This is a genomic window from Bradyrhizobium diazoefficiens (assembly GCF_016616235.1).
GTDB classification, from domain to species: Bacteria; Pseudomonadota; Alphaproteobacteria; order Rhizobiales; family Xanthobacteraceae; genus Bradyrhizobium; species Bradyrhizobium diazoefficiens_H.
Window position 1 is genome coordinate 1,886,462 of record NZ_CP067100.1, and the last position, 25,224, is coordinate 1,911,685.

Here is a 25,224-nt window from a genome sequence, read left to right on the forward strand (position 1 = left end):
CTCAGGAGCCGAACCATGGATGACACCGAGCTGCAGTTGCGCAAAGCAATCATCGACAAATGCCGCTGGATGAACGCCTCCGGCCTGAACCAGGGTACATCGGGGAACATCTCGGCGCGGCATGGCGACACCATGCTGATCTCACCGTCGGCGACGCCCTATGACATCATGACGCCCGAGATGGTCGCCGCAATGCCGATCAACGGTGAGTACGGATCGTGGGAAGGGCCGCTGAAACCGTCGACCGAATGGCGATTTCATCTCGACATCATGAAGGCGCGGCCCGAGGTCGGCGGCATCGTGCACACCCACGCGACCTATTCGACGGTGCTGGCGATCGCACGCAAGGAAATCCCGGCCTGCCACTACATGATGGCCGCCTTCGGCGGCATGAACGTACGCGTCGCCGGTTATGCGCGCTTCGGCACCAAGGAGCTATCCGACTATGCGCTGCAGGCCTTGGAGGGCCGCACGGCCTGCCTGTTGGCCAACCACGGCATGATCGCGGTCGGAACCTCGCTCGACAAGGCGATGTGGCTCGCCGTCGAGCTCGAGACCATCGCACGGCAATATTATCTCACTCTGGCGATCGGCGGGCCGGTTCTGCTCAGCGAGACCGAGATCGCCGACACGGCGAGCGCCTTCGGCAGCTACGGCGTGCAGGACCCGCCGTCCAAATCGAAGAAGATCGCATCAGCGTGATGGGACCAGACCCGGTCGATCTTCTCGTCATCGGCGGCGGCATCAACGGCACAGGTATCGCACGCGATGCGGCCGGCCGCGGCCTCAGCGTTGTGCTCTGCGAGAAGGACGATCTGGCGCAGGGCACGAGCTCGCGTTCGGGAAAGCTGGTTCACGGCGGCCTGCGTTATCTGGAATATTATGAATTCCGTTTGGTGCGCGAAGCGCTGATCGAGCGGGAAGTGTTGCTCCGCGCTGCGCCGCATATCATCTGGCCGCTGCGCTTCGTGCTGCCGCATTCGAAGGAGCAACGTCCGGCCTGGATGATCCGGCTCGGGTTGATGCTGTACGATCATCTCGGCGGCCGCAAGCTGCTGCCGAAATCGCGCCGCCTCGATCTGCCGACCGAGCTTGCGGGCAGGGCGCTCAAACCGGAGTACAGGACGGGCTTCGAATATTCTGATTGCTGGGTCGACGACGCGCGGCTGGTCGTGCTCAATGCGCTCGACGCGGCGGCTCGTGGCGCGCGGATCCTGACACGGACCGCGCTGGTGTCCGCACGCAGGGACGGCGGGATCTGGCACGCCGAGCTGCGCGACCAGGCGGGCGCCGTCACCATCGTCTCGGCCCGTGCCGTCGTGAATGCGGCCGGTCCGTGGGTCGAAGATGTGCTTCGCCACCATGCCGGGTTGAATGCAGGCCACCGCGTTCGCCTGGTCAAGGGCAGCCACATCGTTGTGCCGAAGTTCTGGGACGGGCCGCACGCCTATCTCTTCCAGAACGACGATCGCCGGGTGATCTTCGTCAATCCGTATCAGGACGATCTCTGTCTGATCGGGACCACGGATATCCCCTATAGCGGCCAGGCCGACGCTGTCGCAGTCGGCGAGGACGAGATCTCTTATCTGTTGCGCGCGGTCAATCGCTATTGCGTAACACAGCTCTCACGCGCCGACGTTGTCCATTCGTTCTCGGGCGTTCGGCCGCTGTTCGATGACAACGCCGAGAATCCCTCAGCGGTGACGCGGGATTATGTCTTCGAGCTCAATGACGCCGATGGCGCCGCGCCGATCCTGTCGGTGTTCGGCGGCAAGATCACGACCTTTCGAAAGTTGGCGGAGCAGGCGCTCGAGAAGCTGAGGCCGTATTTTCCGGGCATGACTGGCCCGTGGACATCAGATGCTGCGCTGCCGGGCGGCGATATCGCGTGGGCCGACTTCGATGCGTTCGCCGCGGGCCTTCGTCGTGACTATCCGGCTTTACCGCGCGAGGTACTCGATCACTATGCGCGGCTTTACGGGATACGCGCTCTCGGGCTGCTTGATAAGGTTCGTGCGCCCGCCGACCTGGGGCGCCATTTCGGTGGCGTGTTTTATCAGCGTGAGGCCGAATTCCTGCAACGGGACGAATGGGCCTTGACGCCGGAGGATGTCCTGGAGCGGCGCACAAAACACGGCCTCCATCTCACGCCTGGCCAGAAGCAGGCTTTTTCCGACTGGATGTTCACCATGGCGAAATCCGCGTGACGGATACCGACGATTCCGAAATGCGCGACCTGCTCGCGCTGGCAGAGCGGCTTGGGCGCAATCCGCTCGTCATTCAAGGGCCCGGCGGCAACATCTCGCTCAAGCGCGATGGCGTGATGTGGGTCAAGGCGAGCGGCACCTGGATGGCGGAGGCCACCGAGCGCTCGATCCTGATTCCGATCGATGTCGCCGCGGTGCTTGACGGCTTGGCGGCCGGCGATCCCGCCTGCGAAACGTGCGAGCCGTTCGTGCGCCGCGATCTCACGGATCTTGCGCTGCGTCCCTCGATCGAAACCACTTTGCATGCGGTTATGCCGCAGCGCGTGGTCGTGCATGTACATTGTGTCGAGACTATCGCGGCCGTGTGCCTGTCCGACGCGGTCGAACGGCTTACTGCGCGCTTGTCCGGGCTGAATTGGAGCTTCGTGCCTTATGTTCGCCCTGGCGCCCCGCTGGGGCGGGCCATGCTTAGACATCTCACAGCCGAGACAAACGTCTTGGTGCTCGGCAACCATGGATTGGTGGTCGCCGCCGACAGCGTAGCTGAAGCCGAGCGGCTCCGCGCGGAAGTGTCGCAGCGGCTTGCCAGGGTTGCGCGCGCGGCGCCGAAGCCGGATCGCGAGGTGCTGCAGGCCGCCGCGGGCGACGGCTATTCGATTCCGGATGACGATCGCCGCCATGCGATCGCGACCGACTTGGTCAGTCTCGCCGCGGCTCGGCGTGGATCGCTTTATCCGGATCACGTCGTCTTTCTCGGTCCAGGCATCGTGACAGCCGACGCCGGCGAACGAGCGGTCGACGCTGCGCGGCGCTGCGGCCGTGTCGGCACGCCATTGGTCGTCGTTCCCGGTGCTGGCGTCCTGGTGCATGCGGCGGCGACGCCAGGCGCCCGCGCGATGATCGGCTGTCTGGCGGACGTCACGTGCCGGCTCGCGAGCGACGATCCGATCGCGCCGCTGAGCGCGGATGACGAAGCGCAATTGCTGAATTGGGACGCAGAGAAATATCGGCAGTCGCTCGATGCGAGGATGCCATGAGCAATCTCGTTCTCGGGATTGATGTCGGGACCTCCGGGGTCCGGATCGCTGCGATCGATCGCGCCGCCGAGATCGCGGCCCTCGCAACTGCGGCGATGCCGCCGGCGCCTCGTCAAGGCGATCGGATCACCCAGGACGCATTGGTATGGGCGCGTGGGCTCGACGATGCGATGATGCGCCTTTCATCGATGATCGATCTGACGCGGGTCGCAGCACTGGCCGTGGACGGCACCTCAGGGACATTGGTTGGGATCGACGATCGTGGCGCCCCGATGGCGGCTGGAACCCTCTACAATGACCGCGCCGACGATGCCGATATCGCTGCGGTCGCACGCGTCGCGCCGCCTAAGGCCGCTGTTCATGGCGTGACTTCGCCGCTGGCGCGCGCGATGCGTCTGTTGCAGACGTCGGGCGTTGTCAGGGTTCTGCATCAGGCCGACTGGATCGCCGCGCAGTTCTCGGGGCGCTTCGATGTCAGCGACGAAAGCAATGCGCTGAAGACCGGCTATGATCCGGTCCGCCGGCGATGGCCTGACTGGATTGCAGCCACCGGCGTTGCGTTGCCAAAACTTCCGGCGGTGGTGCGAGCCGGCAGCGTCATCGGCCAGTTATCGCCGACGGCATCGCAGAAGTTTGGGCTGCCCGCCAAAACTGTCGTTGTCGCCGGAATGACGGACGGGTGCGCCGCCTTCATGGCGACCGGCGCCGCGAAACCGGGAGATGCCGTCACATCGCTGGGTTCGACGCTGGTGCTGAAGCTTGCGAGCCAAGTGCCCTTGTTCGCCCCCGAATATGGCATCTACAGCCATCGCATCGGCGACCTCTGGCTGGCCGGCGGCGCTTCCAATACTGGAGGAGCGACGCTTTCCCAGTTCTTTTCATCCGAGCAATTGCGCGAGATCAGCGCGCGGATCGATCCAGGCACCAGCACCGGTCTCGATTACTATCCGCTGCCTGCGCCTGGTGAACGATTCCCCATTAACGATCCCGCACTCGCCCCGCGGCTGACGCCCCGTCCCGATGACGATGCGGCATTTCTGCAAGGACTGTTCGAAAGCATCGCACGCATCGAAGCGCTGGGTTACCGGCGGCTGTCCGAGCTCGGTGGTCCTTCTCTCACCGGCGTTGCCACAGTCGGCGGCGGTGCTGCGAACGAGGTCTGGCGCCGCATCCGCGCTGCCGCTCTCGGCGTGCCCGTGGTGGCCTCCTTGAACGACGAAGCAGCCGTTGGCGTTGCCCGGCTCGCACTCCGAGCGGGGCTTTCGTCATGAAGCGGATCGCCGGATTGCGCGACATCGCCGACCAATTCGATGTCTACCTCGTCGATCAGTATGGGGTGCTGCATGACGGCGTTGCCGCCTATCCCGGTGCCATCGATGGCCTGGCGAGGATTGCTGACCACGCGCGCGACGTCATCGTGCTGACGAACTCAGGCAAGAACGCGTCCGACAACATGGCCCGGCTCGCCCAGTTGGGCTTTTCCGACTGCCGTTTCCGTGTCTTGAGTTCGGGAGAGGTCGGCTTGCAGCTCGTGCGCAGCGGCGGCCTCGGCCCACGGTTTACGCTCGGCGCAGCGGTTTGCGTGATCGGACGCCGCGGCGATCGATACGCCTTTTCGTCGGATGTATTCGATCTGGTGACTCGACCGGATGACGCCGCCTTCCTGGTCTTCGCCGGCTCGGACGCGCCGAGGACCTCGCTGGATTCTTATCGCGCGTTGTTGCAGACCGCGGCGCAGACGGGCGTGCCGGCGATCTGCGTCAATCCGGACATCACCATGATCAGGGACGGTGAGCTCGTTCCCGCACCGGGCGCGATCGCAAGGATCTATCAGGACCTTGGAGGCCAGGTCGACTATGTCGGCAAACCGGATGGTGTGATTTTCCGCCACGCGCTGGGCGGTGTAACGACAGATGTCGAGCGCGCGATCATGGTCGGTGACAGCCCAGAACACGACGTTTGCGGCGGCAGGGCGATGGGATTGTCGACGCTTCTGGTGCGGACAGGCATTCACCGGTCCCTTGGAGAGCCCGAGCTTCTCAGCTTGTGCGCCGCATGTGGCGGCACGCCAGATTTTCTCACTGCATCCTTCAAATGGTGATCGGTTTCCCGGCCGATGTCCCCGCCGCCGCAAGCGGCAGAATCTCGGTCAGGTCCGTTGATTTTGCTTCGGTTCGATCGCGTTTGTTGGTTTCGGTGAGGTCTTTTCTGCTGCGAAACTGGTGCGGTTGCGAGTTCGCGCTTCGAAGCTGATTGGCTCAACAGCCGCATCTTCTTCAAGCGCTTCCCGTCGCTCTCTCAAGGCTGAAACAGGGGTTCGATTCCCCTAGGGAGCGCCAGCAAACTCAGGCACTTAGCCAGGTATCAGCCACGTTCGTTGAATAATGGTTGAATAAGACGCTGGTGAACAGCGACGAACGCTTGGGGAATTTGCTACCGACATAGCGGACTAGCCTCGGCGCGGTGCCTCATTGTGGCTGCCGCATTCGCGAAAAATTTGCTCCTCGCCCTTGGTGTCCAGAAATATTCAAACCGCCGCTGACGTGCGCTGTCGTACGCGAGCGCCCTCGGATGTTCGCAGTGACGCTGCTTGTCGCACAATCAACTCTTGTCCTGTCGAGCTTCGTGCGAAAAGAGGGCCGGCCACGTGAGATACAATCGACGAGAGAAAGCTGGCAGACAGCATTCACTAGTCAGTCTATCCGCTCCGACAGCCGCAGAACCGAGCACGTTGCATTCGCGCAGCGGCTCACCTGCACGGTTGACGATGCATGCGAAGCGACCGGCTTGGGACGCACGAAGCTTTACGAGTTGATCGGAACTGGGCGTATCGTCACGACAACGATCGGACGTCGGCGACTAGTAGGGGTGCGCTCACTTCTGGCGCTCCTTGACACCAACATGTCGAACTAGCGGAAGTGCCACTTAACGGGAGCAATCCACTTCGAACGCGCCTTTCTTCAACACTCAATTTGATGACACGACCGTGCTCTCTTCGCCGGTCGAGGATTCGAACCATCAACTAGGCTGTTATGAGCGGGAGACTATCATCGAAGTGGTTGATTCTGCTGCGTTTTCGCTAGGGTTCGATCGCGTTCTTGGCGTTCGTTCGCGTTGCTTCTGGTGCGAAGCTGGTGCGGCCGAATCTGACCTTCGTTCTGTGGAACAGGAAGTCGGTGATTCGAGCCCACCCAACTGTACCAACACAGTTGAATTGTCCTGCAATCCCGGCATCTTACTGGTAGACCTGACGTATTTGCGCCGCCTAAAATACAAAAGGCGTCACAAATGGCATTGCGGATGGCTGCGTTAAGTCGTGCTTCGGATGGGCGATGGTTTGCCCGCAAAGGCATCCGCGAGGATGTTCGTGTCGAGTACCAGCGCCTCTACGGCGTCTAACGTGAGGCTCACCTCAAGCCATTTCGCACCCCGTGACCAGCGCGGCTTCGCGCGCGGGATCGAATGGGCTGCTGAGTAGTCTCGTATCTGCCTCTCCGATCGGTTGAGTTGCTATGCATCGACCACGCCCGTGAAGAACCAATAGCTGCCGAGCAGGGTAATCAGCGCCGACAGCGCATAGACCAAAGCTGCGGGCCTCGCCGGCTTGGCTCTGTCGATCGCCACGAGGCCGTCTAGGCCAATCAGCGCCGGAATCACCATTGCAACGATAGCGACCTGGCCGATCTCGACGCCGATGTTGAAGGCCGCGAGTGCCGACACGACCGCATGTGACGGAAGGCCGATCTCCTGCAGCGCGCTGGCAAAGCCGAAGCCGTGGATCAGCCCGAACATGAAGGTCACGCGCCAGCGCCGGTCGATGTCCCGCGAAAAGAAATTCTCGACGGCAACAAACACGATCGATGCCGCGATCGCGGGTTCAACGATCCGGCTCGGGATGATGACGATGCCAAGCGCCGCCAGCGACAGCGTGATCGAATGCGCGATCGTGAACGCCGTCACGATCTTGATGACGGGAACGAGCCGCCGCGCCCAGAGCACGACGGCGACCAGGAAGGCGATGTGGTCGTAGCCGAGAAAGATGTGCTCGATGCCGGTGAGAAGATAGCGTTGCATCGTCGAGGCGAGCGATGGCGCCTGCGCCGACAGTGTCACGGTCGTGTTGTCGGCATCGAGCAGCGCCTGCGCCTCGTGTCCGCCTTGCGCGACCAGCACGACCTGCCGCGCGGTGGGATCCTTCTCCGTCATTACCGTGGAGCGATAGATGATGTCGCCGGCCACGGTGGCGCAGGAGAAGGTGTTGCGGAAGATGACGCCGTCGCCATCGGCGAGGATCGCGGCGTCGCCGGCCGGGCACGCGATGCCGGCGGCATTTCTCACGGCCAGATGCGCGGTCACATAGGCAAGGATCACCGGCGTGGCGGCGGCGACCGCGGCGGGATCGACCGTATCCTCCTTGGCGTCATAGAGCTTGGTGCCGACCAGACGGTCGACGTCGCTGCCCTTGAGCCCCATCTCGACGGTTACTATGCGGTCGTCGGTCGAGGTGAGGCGCGCTGTGGAAAGGTTGATCTGGTGCGCCCAGGCCGGCAGGGCCAGGCCCAGCAGTGTCAGGATTGCAGCCAAGGACCCCCGCCACGATCGTCTCACGAGGCCGCTCCGACGGCGCGCAACAGCTCCGTGAGACGGCGCATCTCGAACTCGGCCACGGTGACCACGGCGCCATCGGGCGCAAGCCGCGCATAGCGATCGAGCGGATCGGCTGAGGCACCGAATTCGAGCCGCGCCAGCGGCGTCGACGAGTCGCGCGCGAAGGCCAGCAGGATCAGGCCGGGCAGATTGAGGCCATACCGCGCGAGCTGCGACGGCTCGGCGTGCCCGATGCGCGTCTCGACAGCCGACGCATCGAACGCGCGCAGCGCCGCATCGATGATGCGGGCCTGAGCGGGATCGGCGAGATGGGCGACGTTGCCGGCGGCATGGCTGTGCTGGCCGAGATGACGGAACCAGTTGCCGTCGGGGTCACGCTCGAACCGCGTCAGCTTGCCGGCAAATACGATCTCGATCGCCCAAATCTGCGCGATCGAGACCGGCAGCAGCAGGTCCTTGCCGCGGCTCGCCGCGCCGTGGCCTGCCTGGTCGCGGGAGCGGCGCGCGATGTCGAAAGCCACGCGCCACTCCTCCGCCACATGGCGTGGCATTAGCGCGACCGTGGCCTTGCCCGCGAGCCGGACGTAATGCGAGGTGCTCGCCGGATTGAGCGCGCCGAAATTGATGGTCGCAGCAGTGCCGCCGTTCGCCTCGATCGCAGCGACGATGACTGGCGGATCGAGGCCGAACTCGGCGAAGCTCGCGACTGTGAGCTCGCTTGCCGGCATCTCGCGCACGACCTCGCTGACATTGATTAGCCGCAGCGCCGTATCAAGATGCTTGCCGAGCTCGGGCGGCACGGCGCCATCGACAGCTTCGATGCCCCAGCCGGTCGCCCGGTGGACGAGCACGATGCTGTCGCCGCCGGAGCGGATCGCGACGCGACGCACGTCAGCGGGCGCGATCGCCACCAGGCCCTTTGGCGCAAACGCGACCTTGCTCCGCAATTCCGGCCACTGCCCGCTGATCACAAGAACGGCGAGCAGCGCCAGCAGCAATGCGGCCAATAGCGGCATTCGCCATCGTCCGGTCCTGCTTGCAGCCGCTGCCCTCATCGCCGCCTCCACCACATCAGCATGCCGAACACCGCGGTGCTCAGCGGCAACAGGACCTCCAGCACAAGGAAGCTGTCGCGCATCTGGCGGCTCGTCAGCACGATCTCCGGCAGCTTCAACCGCTGCGGCGGCACGCTCGGGCTTGCATCATCCTCGGCGAGCCAGCGCAGCATCGACAGCGACAGCTCGCCGTTGGAGACGTAGGGGAAGTATTCGTTGCTGGCTAACTTGCTGGTACCGGCGACTATGAGACGAAAGCGTTTGTCCTCGCCCGCGCCGGGCCAGGTCCCCTCGAGCGCAACCGCGAGCGGCTGCGGGCCGGATTTTGCGCTCGGCGCCTCTCCGCCTGTTGCCGCAACCACGGCCGTGGGCGATTTCAGATAGCTGTCCTGGCTACTCGCCGCCAGCACGACGAGGCTGACACCGGACGGCGGCTGCGCGACGAGAAGCGGCCGCGCCTGCGGGAACACGGTCAGCGCGAGGCGCTTTGTGATGGGATGGGTTGGATAATAGGGCACCGCGACCTTGTCGGCGTCGGTCCGGAAATGGTTGAGGGGATCGACGACGATCGCGGCCTCGCTCGCCAGTCCGACCGGCCTGAGCAGGAGCCGCTCGAAATCACCTGATATCTCCGACAGCGGATCGAGCAGCAGCAACAGCCGGCCGCCGCCTTTGAGGTAATTGCCGAGCAGCTGCACCTCGTCCGCGGTAAGGGCAGTACGCGGCCCGATCTCGGCGATCACCGAGCAGTCGGGCGGAATTGCCGACGCCGTCGCGGTGACGAGCTCGCGCATCTCGAAGCCGATCTGGTTCAGCGCGAGCTGCAGCCGGTCGAGCTGCTCGGGCGCGGCCTCCAGCACGTCGCCGGCGCCGGGCGTCTCATGGCCCTTCAGCGTCTCGACATGGCTATAATGGAAGTGCGACGGCATCGGGCGGAAAGTCTCGCCATGCCCGGTGACGAAGCAGACGGTCTCGGTGCGCTTGCGCAGCACGCGCAGCGTAGCCAAGCCGAGCCGCGCGGGATCGATCACGCTCTCGACCAGGACCTTGCGATCCTCGGCCTGCAGCACCGCAGTGTTATAGGCGCGCACGCCGAGGTCGCGCGCCGTGCCGGGCTCCTTGTCGAGATCGATGGCGCGAAAGGCGAACAGTGGATGGTTGCGAGCGGCGATCTGCACGAGGTCGCGCAGGGCGACCGCGTTGGGATCGCTGGCATTGTAGAAATAGGTCAACGCGAGCGGAGTGCGCAATTGCGCGATGACGTCGGTCAGCTGCCGGGGTGGCGTGTTCAACGCCTCCTGGCTGACGTCGAGATGCACGTCATGGCGATAGAGCGCAACATTGGCGCCCGTCACGACGGCGATCGCGCCCAGCACGATGGCCGCATTCGTAACCCAGGCCGAGGCGCGCGAACCGCTGCCGCGCAACGGAAGCCGCACCGCCAGCATGAACAGGGCAAGCAGCACGAGCAGACAGGCGACGAACAGAATGCTGTTCGATGCGGTCTCACTCATGCCGCCAAAGCCGAGCAGACCGCAGGCGACGGCGCCGACTGCCAGCGCGGCCACGATGATGTTGGCTCTGGTCAAGCGCGCCATCATCGCCGCGCCAGCGCCCGCACAGTCAATAGCAGCGTCAGAAGCGTGACGCTGAGGAAGAAGCCGACGTCGGAGAGATAGATCGAGCCGATGGCGAAGGGGCGAAAATGAACCGACAACGACAGGTTCACGACCAGCGTGTCAGCGGGGCTCGGCAGCAGCCAGCCGAAATTGTCGATGATCCACAAGAGCAGGAACACGCTGAGCGTGATCAGGGCCGCGATTACCTGGTTCGCCGTCAGCGCCGACGCCAGGAGCCCGGTGCCGACCAGCGCCGAGCCGAACAGCAATAGGCCGAGATAGCCGCTGTAGATCGGGCCGAAGTCAGGATCGCCGAACCAGGCGAGCGCAGCGGCGTAGGCGCCCGACAGCAGCAGCATGACCACGACCAGGCTCATGGCGGCGAGGTACTTTGCCAAGACGATCGCGAGCTCCGACACCGGCGCGGTCAACAGCACTTCGAGCGTCTTCAGTTTCCGCTCCTCGGCAAATAGGCGCATGGTGATCAGCGGCGCCGTGAGCCCGAACAGCACGAACATCTGAAAGAAGATGTGCACCATGCTCGGCTGGTGGCTGAGGAACAGCGTGAGCGTGAAGCTGTAGCCCATGATGAGGAGGAACACGGTCATCAGCACATAGGCGATCGGCGAAGAGAACAGTGCCGTCTCTTCCTTTCGGAGCAGAACCGCAAAACTTCTCATGCGGCCTCCCTCGGGGCCCTGGTGAGATCGAGAAACACCTGCTCGAGACCCGGCCGCAACTCGGAGAGCGCCGACACCGCGACATCGGCCGCGACGAGCGCGGCGATCAGATCGGCCGCGAGCGATGCGCGGCGCTCGGCGCGGATCAGATAATGACCCGCGTCGTGATCGGGCGCAACGTGGCGCACGCCGGAAACACCTTCGGCGGCATGGCGCACGGCAGCTTCGGGCGACGGCGTCGCCAGCCTCAGCGCCAGGTCCTGCATCATCTCCTTCAGCGCATCGGCCGTCAGGAGCCGGCCATCGAGCAGGATCATCACGCGCGAGGCGATCTTCTCGATTTCGGGCAGGATGTGGGAGGCCATCAACACCGTGTGGCGACCTGCGAGCGATCGGATGAGTTCGCGTACCGCGATCACCTGATGCGGATCGAGCCCGCTGGTCGGCTCATCCAGCACGAGCACCTCAGGATTGGCCAGCAGCCCCTGCGCGATCGAGACACGCTGGCGGAAGCCGCGCGACAGTTTCCCGGTCGAGAGCGTCATGACCCCCGTCAGGTCGAGCCGCTCGGCGGCCTCATTGACTGCGGTGCGCGCCTTGGCTCCGTGCAGCCCCTTGATGCCCGCCATGAAATGCAGGAACTCGCCGACCCTCATGTGATCGTAGAGCGGCGCATCCTCCGGCACGTAGCTGATGGCGCGGCGGACGCCAAGCGAATCGGCGACCACGTCGCAGCCCGCCACCTCGATCCGGCCGAAGGTCGGCACTAGATAGCCCGTGAGCATGCGGAAGATCGTGCTCTTTCCGGACCCGTTCGGCCCGAGCAGGCCGACGATCTCGCCCGGCTCGATCGCAAAGGATACATCCGTGACGGCGCGCCGCGGCCCGTACCATTTCGTCACATGCTGCGCCAGAACGACCGGAGGCATGGTATCCACAACACTCCTCTGGCGGTCTCGCGCGCAGAGTATCGAACAGAATCCCGGACCCTAAGGCCCGGGATGACGACTCCGCGCGCGAGGACCGAGGTCGTCAGCCAATCACTCGTAGAATTCGGGCGAGTGCTTGTGCGCCTTGAACGTATCGGGATCGTGGGCATAGATGATGTCGGCGCTCTCGGTGTCGCGAACCCGTTTCACCCAGGCGTAGGCATCGAGCATGCCGACGGGATCATAGACGCTGCCGATGCTCGGCAGGATATTCTTGTCGAGATTCTCCTGGAGATACACGGCGTCGGAGGTCAGCACCACTGTGCCGGTCTTCGGCAGCCGCACGACTAGGATCTGGCTTCCCGGCGTGTGCGACACCGTGCGATGGATGAAGACGCTGTTGTCGCCGAACAGGTCGAGATCGCCGTCGAGCTCGATGGTCTTGTACTTGGCGGGCATGCCGCCGCCGATGCTGTTCCGCAACATCGAAAAATCTTCTGAGATGAAGAACGTGGCGTAGCCCGGCGCCGGCCAGAACGCGTTCCTGATCTCGTCGCGCTGGAACACGAAAGTCGAATCCAGGAACTTGCCGATGTTGCCGGCGTGGTCGACGTGGAAGTGCCCGAGCACGACGTACTTGATGTCGGACGGCTTGACGTTGATCTTGGAAAGCTGGGCATCGATGGCGATGTCGGGATCGCGGCCCGGATCAAGCGCCTTCACGAACGGGCCCCAATAGTCGGGATCCTTGATGATCCGGTCGTTGTTGCCACAATCGAACAGAACGTCGCCCTTGGGATGGCGGATCAGGAAAAAGCCGACCGGAATCTGGACCTTGCCGCTAGAGCCATTCTGAATGATCGACTTGTCGAGATTAAGCGCCCCCGAGGAGAAGACGTAGAGCTTCATCTCTTTCGGAGCGTCCGCCGCCATCGTCCCGGCGGCTGTCCAAATCAGTCCTACGATCAATAAGCCAAGGACTCTCGCACAGCGCATCAGCATGTCGTCCTCCCGGTTTTGACGTATTTTATCTTCCGCTTTGTCTTTCCGTCTTGCTTGGGTCGTTCTCGCTCGATGGTTGTCGGATGTTAGCTTCATACCACAACCTGTGTCGATTGTGCAGCTTGTGACCCACCACACAACGAAATTGCGCGAGCGGTTTTGTTGCGCAGCAGCAAGATCACGATCCCTCAGGCCGACTCGCCGATACGGGCTTATTTCACAGGGCGAGATATTGCTTGATCGCCTTCTTCCTCGCCTGATGTCCGGCATAAGCGATCCAGCCGCCGTCGATCATGGTCGCATCGCTCGACCTAGTGACGGTCGCAACCGCGGCGCCGCTGCTGGTTGGCGCCAGTCGCAAATGCCAGTTGATCACAAACCTATCGCCGATCTACACTCGGCCGCCTGAATAAAAACAGCCGGCTGTCTTCGAGACAGGCCACGGGAACAGGTTCATGGGAGGTGTGATTCAATGAGCGCAGTCATCACGCGTCGCATTGTGCTGGCCGCTGGTACCGCCAGCTTGCTGGCCGCTCCCTGGGTGGCCAGGGCACAGGCCAACACCTTGCGCATTGGAATGCAAAGCATCCTGTCGGGGCCGATCGCGCTGCTCGGCACCTCCTCGCGCAACGCGCTGATGATGGAACAGGATCGTATCAACGCGGCCGGCGGCTTCCTCGGCCGACAGATCGAAATCGTGTACCGCGATTCAAAGGGCCAGCCGCAGGAGGCCGCCCGCATCGCGCGCGAGCTGGTGAACAGCTCAGGTTGCGAGCTCCTGATCGATGCCGAGGCGTCGTCCGCCTCCTTCGCGGTCCAGGAAGTCGTGCGCAATCTTGGCATCCCCTGCATCCACACAAACAGCGAGACGTCGTCGCTGACTGCCGACCCCAAGATCCGGGCGCCCACCGCGTTCCGCGTCGCGCGGCAGGGCGTTCACGACGCTGTCGCCGGCAGCATTTATCTCTCCGAATACGCCAGCGCCAAGAAGCTTAACAAATGGGCGACATGCTCGCCTGACTACGCCTACGGCCGCGACACCACTGCGCAATACCTGCAGTTCTTCAAGCAGTTCAAGCCGGACCTCGAGGTGATCACCGAGGCCTGGCCCAAGCTCGGACAGCCCGATTTCACCGAAGTCATCACCAAGCTGATCCAGGCCAAGCCGCAGGCGCTGTTCACGTTGCTCTATGCCGGCGACCTCTCGGCCTTCGTGAACCAGGGCAACATCTATGCGCTGTTCTCGCAGATGGCCGTGGCGACGCCCAATGTCGATTATCCGGTGCTGGCTGCGATCAAGAACCTGCCGGCCGGCATCCAGTCGGCGACCCGCTATCTCGAAACCTTCCCGAATACGCCCGCCAACAAGGAATGGGGCCAGGCCTACTTCAAGAAGTGGAACGAGCGGCCGACCAACTGGTCGTGGCAGAACACGGTGGCGATGCAGTTCTATGAGCAGGCCATCAAGAAGGTCGACGCCCTGGATGGCAAGTCGCTGGCCGATGCGCTCACCGGGATGAAGATTAGCACGCCATTCGGCGTCGACGGCACGATCACCATGCGCGACGACCACACCACGATAGGCTATGCCATCGGCTGGGGCCAGACCATACCGAAGGAGCCGTTCATCGTCGACGTGAAGGCCGCCGACTGGGGTAAGATCATCGAGCTCGAGACGGAGTGGAAGAAGCAGCAGAAGTACATCTGAGCTCAGATGGACCTCAACGCGCTCGGCGCCTGCCTCACAACATCAGCCTGTGTGGTGACCCAAACCACCAGCGGGCTTATCGTGGGCATGCTGCTGTTCCTGGTCGCCGCAGGCGTGACCCTGATCTTCGGCGTGCTGAAGATCGTGAATTTCGCCCACGGCACCTTCTACATGCTGGGCGGTTACGTCGCCTATACGGCGCTCGGGGTCACCGGCAGCTATGCGCTTGCGGTGCTGGCGGGCGCGGTGTCAATGGCGGTGTTCGGCGTCGTGTTCGAGCGCGCGCTGATCAGTCGCGTCTACAGCTCCAATGTCCTGATGCAGCTTCTGATCTGCTACGCTGTGGTGTTGATCTTCGACGATCTCGTGAAGATCATCTGGGGGCCCGAGTTCCACGCCATGGGTATGCCGCCGACGTTCCAGGTGCCACCCCTCTTCATCGCCGGTGGCGTGGTGCCCCCATTTTATGCCGTGCTGATCGGCATCGCTGCGCTGATCGCTGTCGTTCTCGGCCTCGGCCTGTCGATGACGCGGCTCGGCAAGACGGTGCGCGCCGCCGCGATCAACGCCCAGATGGTATCCGCGCTCGGAGTCGACACCACGCTGCTGTTTGCGATCGTCTTCGCGGTCGGCGGCGGGCTCGCGGGGCTCGCCGGCGCTCTCGCGGCCCCGGTGCGTTCGCTGTCGCCAGGCATGGGCTTTTCGGTGCTGATCGAGAGCTTTATCGTCACTGTGATCGGCGGCATGGGCTCGATTGCGGGCGCGCTAGTTTCGGCGCTGCTGATCGGGCTGGTTCGCGGCTTCGGCACGATCGGCTTCCCCCAGTTCACCGACGGCCTGATCTACATCGTGATGATCGCCATCCTGCTGCTCCGGCCGCAGGGCCTGTTCGGTCGGCGGCTATGAAGGACAATCACCGCTCGGCCACGCGGGATGTGGCGATTGCCGCAGTGGCCTTGATTATCGTGCTGAGTATCCCGTTCGTCCATCGCAGCCCCGCCTTCGAGGATTTCGTCATCCGGTTGAGTGCGATGGCGCTGTTTGCGACCTCGCTCAACCTCCTGGTCGGCAACACCGGCATGGTCTCTTTCGGCCATGGCATGTTCTATGGGCTTGGCGCCTACGCCTTCGCATTGATGATGCAGATGACGGAGCTTTCGCTGCCCGTCGTCGCGGTGCTCGCGGTGCTGTTCACGACAGTTGCCGCGCTCTGCGTCGGCACTATCTGCGTCCGCCTCAGCACGGACTATTTCGCCTTCATCACGCTGGCGTTTCAGATGCTGATCTACAGCGTCATCATTTCCTGGCAGAACCTCACCGGCGGTGACCAGGGCCTGCGCGGCGGCCTGCCGCGCCGCGAGATATTCGGCTTCGACCTCACCTCGCAGCTTCATCTTTACCAGTTCTGCGCGGTCATCGCGGTGCTCGGCCTGCTTGCGCTGCGCCACATTTCCGCAAGCCCGTTTGGCCAGACGCTGTGCATGATCCGCGACAACGAGACCCGTACGGGCTTTCTGGGCGTGGTGCTGTGGCGCGCCCGACTGTGCGCCTTCACCATCGCCGGCGGCTTCGCAGGGCTCGGCGGCGTGTTGGCCGCACTGTTCGTGTCGGGGGCCTATCCGGAACTGGCCGATTGGCCGAATTCGGGCCAAGCGATCTTTGCTGTCATGCTGGGCGGAATCAACAGCTTCCTCGGACCGCTTCTCGGCGCGGCGATCCTGCTCGCGCTGAATGACGCGGTGGCACGCGTCACCGAATATCAGGGCTTGGTATTAGGGATTGTGATCCTCATCTTCGCCCTTGGCTTGCGCCGCGGCGTGCTTGATTTCCTCCGACTTGCCTGGCCGAAAGGCTTACGATGAAGCTCGAGATCAGACATCTCACCAAAACGTTCGGTGGCGTGCGGGCGATCGACGATGTGTCGCTGGCCTTTCCGTCAGGCTCGCTTTCGGCGGTGATCGGCCCGAACGGCGCCGGCAAGAGCACCTTCTTCAACCTGATCAGCGGCGCGTTCGCCCCCGATGCCGGGGAGGTTCTGCTCGAGGGCCAGGACCTCGTCCGTCGCTCCAAAGCTGAACGCATGCAACTTGGCATCGGGCGGGCGTTTCAGGTGGCGAGCTGCTTTCCTAGCATGACGGTGGCGGAGAACCTTATGGCCGCCGTTACCGCCCATCTCGGCCGGTGGGGCAATCTCGCTCGCCGCTTTCCGCCCCCCGGCGTGCGAGAGCGCGCCGGAGAGGTGATGGAGTTGGTCGGCCTGACCCACGCCGCCAATGTCGAGGCTGCGATCCTTTCCCACGGAGACCAGAAGCTGCTGGATATCGCCATTGCGCTTGCGCTCGAACCGAAGGTGCTCCTGCTCGATGAGCCGACGGCCGGCATGGGATCCGACGAGCGCTGGCGCATGATCGACCGCGTCTGGGGATTATGGGATCAGCGCAAGCTCACGCTGGTGTTCATCGAGCACGACATGGACGTCGTCTTCCAGGTCGCGAGCACCATTCGCGTGCTGTGCTACGGCCGCGTCCTGGCCGAGGGCACGCCGGACGAGATCCGCAACAACCAGGCGGTGATCGATGCCTATCTTGGCAGAGAGGAACCCGCGGCATGACGGAGCTCCTGCGTGCCGAAGGATTGAGCGCCTTTTATGGCGCCAGCCAGATCCTGTTCGATATTGACCTCGCGCTCGAAGAGAAGCGCACGCTGGCGCTGCTCGGCCGCAACGGCGCAGGCAAGAGCACGACCATGAAGACGCTTGCGGGGATCGTGCCGGCCAGAGGCGGCCGCATCGTCTTAGCCGGCCGCGACGTCACCCGCGCGCCGCCGCACGTGCGCGCCAGGCTCGGTCTCGCCTATGTGCCCGAGGATCGCCAGGTGTTCCCCGAGCACAGCGTGGAGGACAATCTCCTGATCGCGGCCAAGAGCGGTCCCGATGGACGACGCGACTGGACGCTGCCGCGCATCTGGGACACCTTCCCGCTGCTCGCAAACTTTCGCGCGCGCCAAGCGGGCCGCCTGTCCGGCGGCGAGCAACAGTTGCTGGTGATCGCGCGGGCTCTGATGGGCAACCCCCTGGTTCTCTTGCTCGACGAGCCGAGCGAAGGGCTCGCTCCCATCGTGGTCGCCACCATCAGCAGCATGCTGCGCGAACTGGGAGCAAGCGGCGCCACCATCCTGCTTGCCGAGCAGAACATGCATTTTTGCCTGCGGATTGCGGAGGAGGCCGTGGTCATCGATAAAGGTAAAGTGGTGCACCACCAGGATACGGCCGGCCTTGCCAGGAACGAGGATATCCGCCGGCGCTATCTCGCCATGTAGCGATCGGGTTGGTGCTGGCAATGGCCATTGCGAAAAACGCCTCCCGGTTTTATGCAAGGACACCGGATCATGACCGTCGAATTGCCCCGCCGAGAACTCGACCTTTCCTCGGCCACTGTCGAAGCGCTGTCGTCACGATTAGGACTTCGCAAATTAAATCGGCGTGGCCCGGTGTAGTAGGGGGGCCGCTACACAACCGTAAGTCTTGAGCGTAATGCGCAGATCGAGCAGGCCTTCTTCTTGAGTCCGAAAGTGGCCCAAACACGAAGTGCAGGCCACGCGCCAATTTGTCCGCTCATCGGGTAGACCGGAAGGGGGGCGTCTGCGGCTCAAAGGCGCAATGTGACCCATTTCGGACGAAGATGACGTCCGTTGGGTCTGACATGACGAACGCTACCCTTCTGGCACCCCGGCCAGCCGCATTCCCTCAACGAGGCGTTCGTGGACAGCAAGGAAAATCGAATTGTCGCTCGTGGGCCGGTTCTACTTCGTGCAAGACTGTCGGCAAGACGCCGCGCAGCTGCTAGGAGATCGGCAAGTACCCTGCTCGCGACTGATAAGCTTTCTAACAAAACCCTATCAGTGCCGCTCTTGTCCAAGCGGAACGGGCGAAAACCGGAGGATCACCGCTCCTCCAAACGACTTAGCTAAGAAGATGAGTTCTCTGCAAATTCTACAATCCCTCTGAAGCTTGCGTGAATAGCCACGGTGACGTGCTACGATGGACTGGCGCAATTCGGCACGACCGTCGACGCGGCGGGAAGGGCGCGTCGGTCCCGCCGCGGCCGGACCTGCCGTGATCGCGTCTCCTGCCCCAGCCAAAGCGAGACCCGGCCGCGCCAATTTCGACTGAGTCGGGCAAATAGGTAAAAGCTGCAGCAGACAGACCAGCTCTGCTTTGTGTCCTTCATTTCGCAGGGCCAAGATCTTGCATGGTTGCGCCCGAGCGTCGATTTCTCTGAAACTGGACCTATGGTAATGGGACAGAGCGAAGTCGAAGAGCAAAGATCAACATCTTGCAAGATCGCAGCGCAGGGAGCTCCCATGAGCGTCTCCCAACTCACGAAGCGGGTTCGGCGCGAGCTGAGTTATTTGGAATATCCGGCTCGGGAGTGGACCATCCCGCGATTTCGGGACGGCTCGCCGGTTCTCGATGTGCTGATCGTCGGCGGCGGACAGAGCGGGCTCGGAATCGCCTTCGGTTTGAGGCTCGAGCGCATAACAAACTTCAGGATCATTGATCGCCGTCGACGTGGTTTTGAAGGCCCCTGGCGCAGTTTCGCTCGGATGAAACAGCTGCGCACGCCGAAAGAGGTGACCGGCATTGATTTCGGCATCCCAAGCCTAACTGTGCGGGCGTGGTACGAGGAAAAGTTTGGGAAGCGAGCATGGGATCGGATAGATACGCTCCACCAGGAAGTATGGCGATCGTATCTGGATTGGTACCGGGACGTGTTGGCTCTCCCGGTGGAAAATGATGTCGAGTTGGTGCTGATTGAGCCCGTGGATGATATTTTCCTTGCCCTCCTTCGTCGTTCCGATGGCATTGAGCGGGTGCATGCAAAAAAGATCGTTCTAGCAACGGGCTTTGAGGGAAGCGGCAGCTGGCGGGCTCCGAGGTCTCTGGTTACTCATTTATCCGCAGATCTCTATGCGCATTCAGCCGATGTTATCGATTTTCGGAAGCTTGCGGGAAAACGCATCGGCATCCTTGGCGCCGGTGCATCGGCCTTCGACAACGCAGCCCTCGCACTTGAGGCCGGCGCCGCACGAGTAGATCTATGCTTCCGTCGTTCGGAAATGCCCCGAGTCAATCCGCTCACCTGGATGAACTTTGCTGGTATGTTGGGCCACTTCGGTGAACTTTCGGACCTGGACCGCTGGCGATTCATGCGCCACATTCTCGAGGAGCTCCCGGTCCCGCCCACACAGGACGCCTACTGGCGATGCCGCAGCTTTGAGAATTTTCACTGGCATTCCGAGTGCGGGTGGAGTGTCGTCGAGCAAGCAGGCGGTGTCGCAAGAGCCCGAAGTACCGACCGCAGCTTTGATTTCGATTTCATTATTTTTGCGAACGGAGTGGAGACTGATCTCGCGGCACGGCCGGAGCTCGTCCTCTTTTGTGAAGAGATTGCTCTTTGGCAGGACCGCTTCACGCCTCCACGCGGGGAGGAAAGCGAGTCACTCGCTCGCTATCCATATTTGGGTAAAGCCTTTGAATTCACAGAGCGGCACTGCGGCGCGGCTCCTTTCCTGAAAGGACTATACAACTTCACCTTCGGAGCGATGCTGAGTCATGGCATTTCGGGAGCTGCCATAACGGGTATGAAGTACGGACTGCGGCGGCTCGTAAGCGGCATCGCGCAGCAACTGTTTCGCGAAGAGGCAGCCGCTTACTATAGAGATCTGCTATCATACGAGACGCCTGAGCTGCGCACCCTCGATAGTGCATTTGTCTGGTTGAGCCAGCTTGGCAGTGAGGCGGTTAATGGCGACGGCCTTGTCAGTCAGTTCGATCAACACCAGGTTGCAACGCTCGGTGGCTCATTGCAGCGATCAATGCCCCAGCAGAGCTCTTTGTCGGCAAAGTCCATCCGGCTCGGGCGCAAGAAGCGTACCCGGCGAGCGGCGCAACTGAAGAAGAAAAAGAGGCGGTGAGAGGCGATTAGTAACAAGATGTGCGGCGCTACCGTTTCTTCTCGCTCCGCGGACAGCAAGAAAATGTCGTTTGACTATAGGCCAATGATAGCAGAAAATATTGCATTTCTTTGCCTTGCACCTAGTGATCAGCGCCTGACGACCACCCATCGGGAGGTAAGTAATGGCCTTCATCGCATTTACGAAGGTGATCGATTTTACCACATTGACGCCTGAACAACGAAAAGAGCTTAAGAGCATTCTTGGGAACCGCGAGAAGCAGCTCAAGAAGGCAATAAGAGATGTCGAGATTGCCCTAAGTAAGCTCGAGCGATCCGGTGGCACGACTCGAAAGCGAAAGACGGGGAGGGGTAGGCGTTGACGCTGCCAAATCGCCGGCACGAGCGAATGTTGAGCGGCGTTGGCTAGCAGTTACCGTGGTCTGCCTCTTTCAATCCCGGAATTGAGCTCAACTCCTCTACGAGGGTCCTGGCGTCTTCCAGATCTGGCGTATCCCGACCTTCGGTGAACCACGTGTATACGGGGTTTACCAGGGACCTAGCTTCGAAGTATCTGCCTTCGTTGATCCAATGCCGAGCGAGACAAATGGAGGCACGCAACTCCCACCAGCGGGCTTGTTGTTGCTGTGCAACCGCCACGGACCGCTGCAGATCGGCCTCTGCTTGGTCACTCCTGCCGAGTCCTAGATTGATGGTGCCCCGGATACGGTACAACTCGGCTTCAAAGAACCTCTCACCTGTTGCCTGCACCATCTGAACGCCTTCCTCCAGCAGACGAAGGCCAACTTCCGGCTCTCCGAGTTTGGCATGGGCAAGGGCGAGATGGCCCAGGTAGAGACTGCGGCGGCCTCGTTCAGAATTGCGGTAAGTTGCCGCCAAGGCGCTGCGCATCAGGTCGATCCCGGCTTGAAGTTCTCCTGCTTGGGCTAATAGTGCTCCACGGAAAAAACGCGCTCTTCGTTCGATCGCCGCGAATTCATGCTCAACGCTGAGTGATATTGCCTCGTCGGCGTGTGCCAGGGCACGCTGTGCGTCGCCTCCGATTATTCCCAAAATGACTATGTTCCCCAGAGCAAGGGCGGTTGTGAAGCTTTGTTGCCTCGTTCGAGCAAGAATTTCGGTCTGCTCGAGGATCCTTGCGGATTGTTCGGGATAACCAAGCACTAATTGCGTCGACGAGAGCCACGCTAGACTGTTCACCGCGTCGTCGACTCCAAAGCGGCGATAGGTCGATATTGTGACGGGATTGGTCGAGCACAACGAGAGCGCTCGCTCCAGGTGGTTGCGCGCGTCGGCGAACACGCCTGTGCAATGCAGCGTCTGTCCGATGAAGCGCGTGGCTAAGACGGAAACGCCAGGATGATCATACTCTGCGGCCAACGCAAGGCATTGGCGGGCATCCTCGAGCGCTGTCCCATACTCCGCGCGCATGAAGTGAGCTAGGTAGTTGCCCCATAGGATCGTCATTCGTTCTTCGAGGCTCGCGCTTTCGCCAAGCAGCGCGCGAGCTCGCGAGAAGACCCGCAACGTTTCGGGCGCGGCGTCGCCGTCGGTCGCGGCGACTGCAGGCCCAAGAGCCAGATGGAAATCCAGTTCTTTGCGATCGCGTTGTGGCGAGCTCCGCAGCTGTTGGATCAGCTCCAGCCCTCGCGCCAGATGTTTTACGGCTTCGGCATTGGAGGACCGACCGAGCGCACGCTTTCCGGCCTTGAGCCAATAGTCAGTAGCCTGTTCAAGCAGGCCGGATTCGGTGAAATGATGCGCAAGGATTTCCGGATCGTTCACAGCGGCTGTCTGGAATTCTTCCTCCAGGGCGCGCGCTATTTGAGCATGGAGTTGCCGCCGTCGTGTTTTCAGTAAACTTTGATAAGCCGCATCTCGCACCAACGCGTGCTTGAACGTGTACACCGCTTCCGGCAAATCACCTTGCCGGAAAATGAGTCCGGCCTGTTCGAGTTCAGAGAGGGACTGCTGCAAACGTGTTTCCTCGCGAGCGACCACAGCTCGTATCAAGCAATAGGAAAATTCACGGCCGATGGTGGCGCCAATTTGGGCGATCTCCTTTACTGAGTGCAGGCGGTCGAGCCGCGCCATGAGGGAATCGTGCAGGGTTTCTGGGATCGCGAAAGGCGGTAACGGACTTCCGAGTTGATAGCCATTTTGATCTTCGACCAGAATTCCTGCTTCGAGGACGGCCTTTGTGAGTTCCTCCACGAAAAGCGGATTCCCATCCGTCTTGGTTATGATCTGTTTCATCACGTCTGTCGGAAGCGCGCGGCCATTGGCCACCTGGGTGGCCACGCCTTTAACATCGTCGGGATTGAGCCGTCCTAACGTCAGGCTTCCAACATTTGCAAGACCCGTCCAAGCAGGCTCAAACTCTGGTCGAAAGGTAACCAGTACAAGCATAGGCAGCAGACGGGCTCGCTCGACGATGAGGTCGAGCAGTTCGAGAGTAGTGTCGTCGGCCCAGTGAACATCTTCGAAGAGCAAGAGGATCGGCTGTTTGCGCGATCGGCTCTCGAAATGATCGAGCAGCGCGGCAAGCGTGCGTCGACGCTGCTGAGCGGGACTTAGCTTCAGTTCCGGATAACGGCATGCGAATGGGATCGATAGCAATGCAGCAAAAAGTGGTGCCACGGCCTCAACTTCCGGCCCTCTCAAAGCGAGCAGCGCCTCCAGCTTATCAAGCCGCTTCTCGGCCGTATCCTCCGCCTTAATCCCCGCGCTCCTCTCCAACTGCTCGACCACGGGATGAAGTGCACTATTGGCGTGATAAGGCGAACACTGATAGCGAAATTGCGCGTCTGATTGATGGTTGCCCGCACGTTCCGTTAGAGCCGTTGCAAGCCGCGATTTGCCAATACCCGGTTCACCAGAGATAAGGACAATCTGGCCTTCGCCGGCCCGAGCCAAATCCTGACGTTCCAACAGGAACTTCAACTCGGAGTCGCGGCCGATGAGAGAGCTGAGCTCTGCCGGACGCACCGCCTCAAATCGGCTCTTGGAGGCCGAGAGGCCCTGAACGACCCACGCGCTCACGGGCGCGCTGATGCCTTTGAGCTGGTGGGGGCCCAAATCGCGAAGATCGAAGATATCGGCAAGAAGACGGCGCGTAGACTCGGCGACGACCACCGTATTCGGCCCGACCAAGGCTTGCACGCGAGCCGCGACATTAGGAGCGCCTCCAACTACGGAATGCTCACGAAGTTTGCCTTCGCCGCCGAGGTCGCCCACGACCACCATTCCGGTAGCGATGCCGATGCGAACGGCGAGAGGTTCTCCTGCGCGCGTTTCAAGCCGTGCGACAGCAGCAATGATGTCTAGTGCCGCTCTAACTGTTCGTTCAGGATCGTCCTCGTGCGCAATGGGATAGCCGAAATACGCAAGTATGCCGTCTCCACGAAAGTCCGCGAGAAAGCCGTCATAGGAGCGCGTTATCCGAGCACAAGCGGCGTGATAGGCATCGATAACGGCGCTCATATCTTCCGGGTCAAGCCGGGCCGCCAAGGCGGTCGAATCGACTAAATCACAGATCATCACCGTGAGATGGCGCCGTTCCGCAAAGGGCGCAACTGCAGCGTTCCCGACAGGTGAGGGAGAGCGGGGAGGAAGCGCATTTATCCCGCTCATGAGACGCTTCCGATCGCCGAGCGGGATACCGATCTTTTCGAAGTCGAGTTCCGTCAATTGCGGCAGCACATCGCAATCTATGGCGTTCGCGATGAACAGGGACTCATGCCGTCCCAGGCCCAGCCCTCTCAGCCACGTCCTGATTTCCATGCCAGGATCCTTGTGCATAGCAGATGATTCAGCATCTCAGAACCTGATCTTAGTTCGGGCAGCTCAATCCTACTTCATTAAAAAACTGATTCAATGCTCATACCGCGCCCCACGGTAGCATGCCGTCGGAGCTGGACATGTGAACAGCCTCGCAATTCGCCGCGTCTAAATACCTGTGAACGGGGTGAGTGTCTTCTGCCCGAGAGACTGGCGGGGTCAGTTGCGATTCTTTGATCACCACGAAGACGGTTTGCTATATTGGTCTCAGAATATTCCGTTCGAAGCGCGAACCGACACAGACACACCTTTCTCGATTTGATCAAGCCGCGGATGCAGTTTCCTCTGAGTTGCCGTGGTTCAACTCATTGGCCAAGTCAGGCAGTGCACGCTGATTTGAATGAATCGCTACCGCATTCTCGTCGATCTGAATGGCAGCCAACTCGGCAATCAGCTGCAGATGAAGCGCGGCTCAACGTCCGATAGCCTCCGCAGCGTGGCCGCCCAGCGATCGGCGCTTCCCGCTACGCTATGGTACAGCGGTAGTCCGCACAATTGATCACGACGCGGCCCAATCGCTAACTTCGCTCATGCTGCGCGAGGGGCGCTGCCGCAGCGGGAAGC

The 25,224-nt window shown here is 61.9% G+C and carries 20 protein-coding genes; 12 read left to right on the top strand and 8 right to left on the bottom strand.

The window, feature by feature from the left end; genetic code table 11:
- Positions 1-15 precede the first annotated feature (15 nt).
- From JJB99_RS08975 to JJB99_RS36915, 6 genes are all read left to right on the top strand, one after another.
- Positions 16-702 (top strand): class II aldolase/adducin family protein, encoded by a 687-nt coding sequence (locus JJB99_RS08975; RefSeq protein WP_200498420.1) that lies wholly within the window; start codon positions 16-18, stop codon positions 700-702.
- Positions 702-2,207: a glycerol-3-phosphate dehydrogenase gene (locus JJB99_RS08980; protein ID WP_200500086.1), complete on the top strand. Its 1,506-nt coding sequence runs from the start codon at positions 702-704 to the stop codon at positions 2,205-2,207. The genes JJB99_RS08975 and JJB99_RS08980 overlap by 1 nt, the downstream gene beginning before the upstream one ends.
- Positions 2,204-3,244 carry a class II aldolase/adducin family protein gene (locus JJB99_RS08985; RefSeq protein ID WP_246775181.1) on the top strand — a complete coding sequence of 347 codons (1,041 nt, stop codon included), beginning with the start codon at positions 2,204-2,206 and terminating at the stop codon, positions 3,242-3,244. The genes JJB99_RS08980 and JJB99_RS08985 overlap by 4 nt, the downstream gene beginning before the upstream one ends.
- A complete protein-coding gene (locus tag JJB99_RS08990; RefSeq protein WP_200498421.1) occupies positions 3,241-4,515 on the top strand; it encodes an FGGY-family carbohydrate kinase in 1,275 nt (424 codons plus the stop codon). Before JJB99_RS08985 ends, JJB99_RS08990 begins: the two co-directional genes overlap by 4 nt.
- A 14-nt stretch (positions 4,516-4,529) precedes the next feature.
- The gene (locus tag JJB99_RS08995) at positions 4,530-5,345 is read left to right on the top strand and encodes a TIGR01459 family HAD-type hydrolase (RefSeq protein ID WP_200498422.1); all 816 of its coding nucleotides are present in this window, start codon (positions 4,530-4,532) and stop codon (positions 5,343-5,345) included.
- A gap of 470 nt (positions 5,346-5,815) precedes the next feature.
- Positions 5,816-6,157 carry a helix-turn-helix domain-containing protein gene (locus JJB99_RS36915; protein ID WP_200498423.1) on the top strand — a complete coding sequence of 114 codons (342 nt, stop codon included), beginning with the start codon at positions 5,816-5,818 and terminating at the stop codon, positions 6,155-6,157.
- A gap of 597 nt (positions 6,158-6,754) precedes the next feature.
- Here JJB99_RS36915 and JJB99_RS09005 read toward each other — a convergent pair.
- From JJB99_RS09005 to JJB99_RS09035, 7 genes are all read right to left on the bottom strand, one after another.
- Entirely contained in the window at positions 6,755-7,828 is a 1,074-nt protein-coding gene (locus JJB99_RS09005; RefSeq protein WP_200498424.1) for a HupE/UreJ family protein, read from the bottom strand.
- 20 nt (positions 7,829-7,848) lie between these two features.
- Positions 7,849-8,868: a hypothetical protein gene (locus JJB99_RS09010; protein WP_200498425.1), complete on the bottom strand. Its 1,020-nt coding sequence runs from the start codon at positions 8,866-8,868 to the stop codon at positions 7,849-7,851.
- 35 nt (positions 8,869-8,903) lie between these two features.
- Complete coding sequence (locus tag JJB99_RS09015; RefSeq protein WP_200498426.1) at positions 8,904-10,496, bottom strand: Gldg family protein; 1,593 nt, start codon at positions 10,494-10,496, stop codon at positions 8,904-8,906.
- Between the two features lie 8 nt (positions 10,497-10,504).
- A complete protein-coding gene (locus JJB99_RS09020; RefSeq protein WP_200498427.1) occupies positions 10,505-11,206 on the bottom strand; it encodes an ABC transporter permease in 702 nt (233 codons plus the stop codon).
- Entirely contained in the window at positions 11,203-12,135 is a 933-nt protein-coding gene (locus JJB99_RS09025) for an ABC transporter ATP-binding protein (RefSeq protein ID WP_200498428.1), read from the bottom strand. The genes JJB99_RS09020 and JJB99_RS09025 overlap by 4 nt, the downstream gene beginning before the upstream one ends.
- 111 nt (positions 12,136-12,246) lie before the next feature.
- A complete protein-coding gene (locus tag JJB99_RS09030) occupies positions 12,247-13,068 on the bottom strand; it encodes an N-acyl homoserine lactonase family protein (RefSeq protein ID WP_200498429.1) in 822 nt (273 codons plus the stop codon).
- Between the two features lie 286 nt (positions 13,069-13,354).
- Positions 13,355-13,513, bottom strand: coding sequence for a hypothetical protein (locus JJB99_RS09035; RefSeq protein WP_200498430.1), 159 nt, complete (start codon positions 13,511-13,513; stop codon positions 13,355-13,357).
- A 96-nt stretch (positions 13,514-13,609) separates the two neighbouring features.
- On the opposite strand from JJB99_RS09035, the gene JJB99_RS09040 reads away from it, so the two are divergent.
- The 6 genes from JJB99_RS09040 to JJB99_RS09065 all read left to right on the top strand — a co-directional run bounded on the left by JJB99_RS09040 (position 13,610) and on the right by JJB99_RS09065 (position 20,821).
- A complete protein-coding gene (locus JJB99_RS09040; RefSeq protein ID WP_200498431.1) occupies positions 13,610-14,845 on the top strand; it encodes an ABC transporter substrate-binding protein in 1,236 nt (411 codons plus the stop codon).
- Positions 14,846-14,851: 6 nt separating this feature from the next.
- Positions 14,852-15,751, top strand: a complete 900-nt coding sequence (locus JJB99_RS09045; protein ID WP_200498432.1) for a branched-chain amino acid ABC transporter permease — start codon at positions 14,852-14,854, stop codon at positions 15,749-15,751.
- A complete protein-coding gene (locus JJB99_RS09050; RefSeq protein WP_200498433.1) occupies positions 15,748-16,707 on the top strand; it encodes a branched-chain amino acid ABC transporter permease in 960 nt (319 codons plus the stop codon). Before JJB99_RS09045 ends, JJB99_RS09050 begins: the two co-directional genes overlap by 4 nt.
- Positions 16,704-17,456 carry an ABC transporter ATP-binding protein gene (locus JJB99_RS09055; protein WP_200498434.1) on the top strand — a complete coding sequence of 251 codons (753 nt, stop codon included), beginning with the start codon at positions 16,704-16,706 and terminating at the stop codon, positions 17,454-17,456. The genes JJB99_RS09050 and JJB99_RS09055 overlap by 4 nt, the downstream gene beginning before the upstream one ends.
- Positions 17,453-18,163, top strand: a complete 711-nt coding sequence (locus JJB99_RS09060; protein ID WP_200498435.1) for an ABC transporter ATP-binding protein — start codon at positions 17,453-17,455, stop codon at positions 18,161-18,163. The genes JJB99_RS09055 and JJB99_RS09060 overlap by 4 nt, the downstream gene beginning before the upstream one ends.
- 1,044 nt (positions 18,164-19,207) lie before the next feature.
- The gene (locus JJB99_RS09065) at positions 19,208-20,821 is read left to right on the top strand and encodes an NAD(P)-binding domain-containing protein (protein ID WP_200498436.1); all 1,614 of its coding nucleotides are present in this window, start codon (positions 19,208-19,210) and stop codon (positions 20,819-20,821) included.
- 404 nt (positions 20,822-21,225) lie between these two features.
- Here the strand turns inward: JJB99_RS09065 and JJB99_RS09070 are convergent, their stop codons facing one another.
- Entirely contained in the window at positions 21,226-24,603 is a 3,378-nt protein-coding gene (locus JJB99_RS09070) for an AAA family ATPase (RefSeq protein ID WP_200498437.1), read from the bottom strand.
- Between the last annotated feature and the right edge of the window lie 621 nt (positions 24,604-25,224).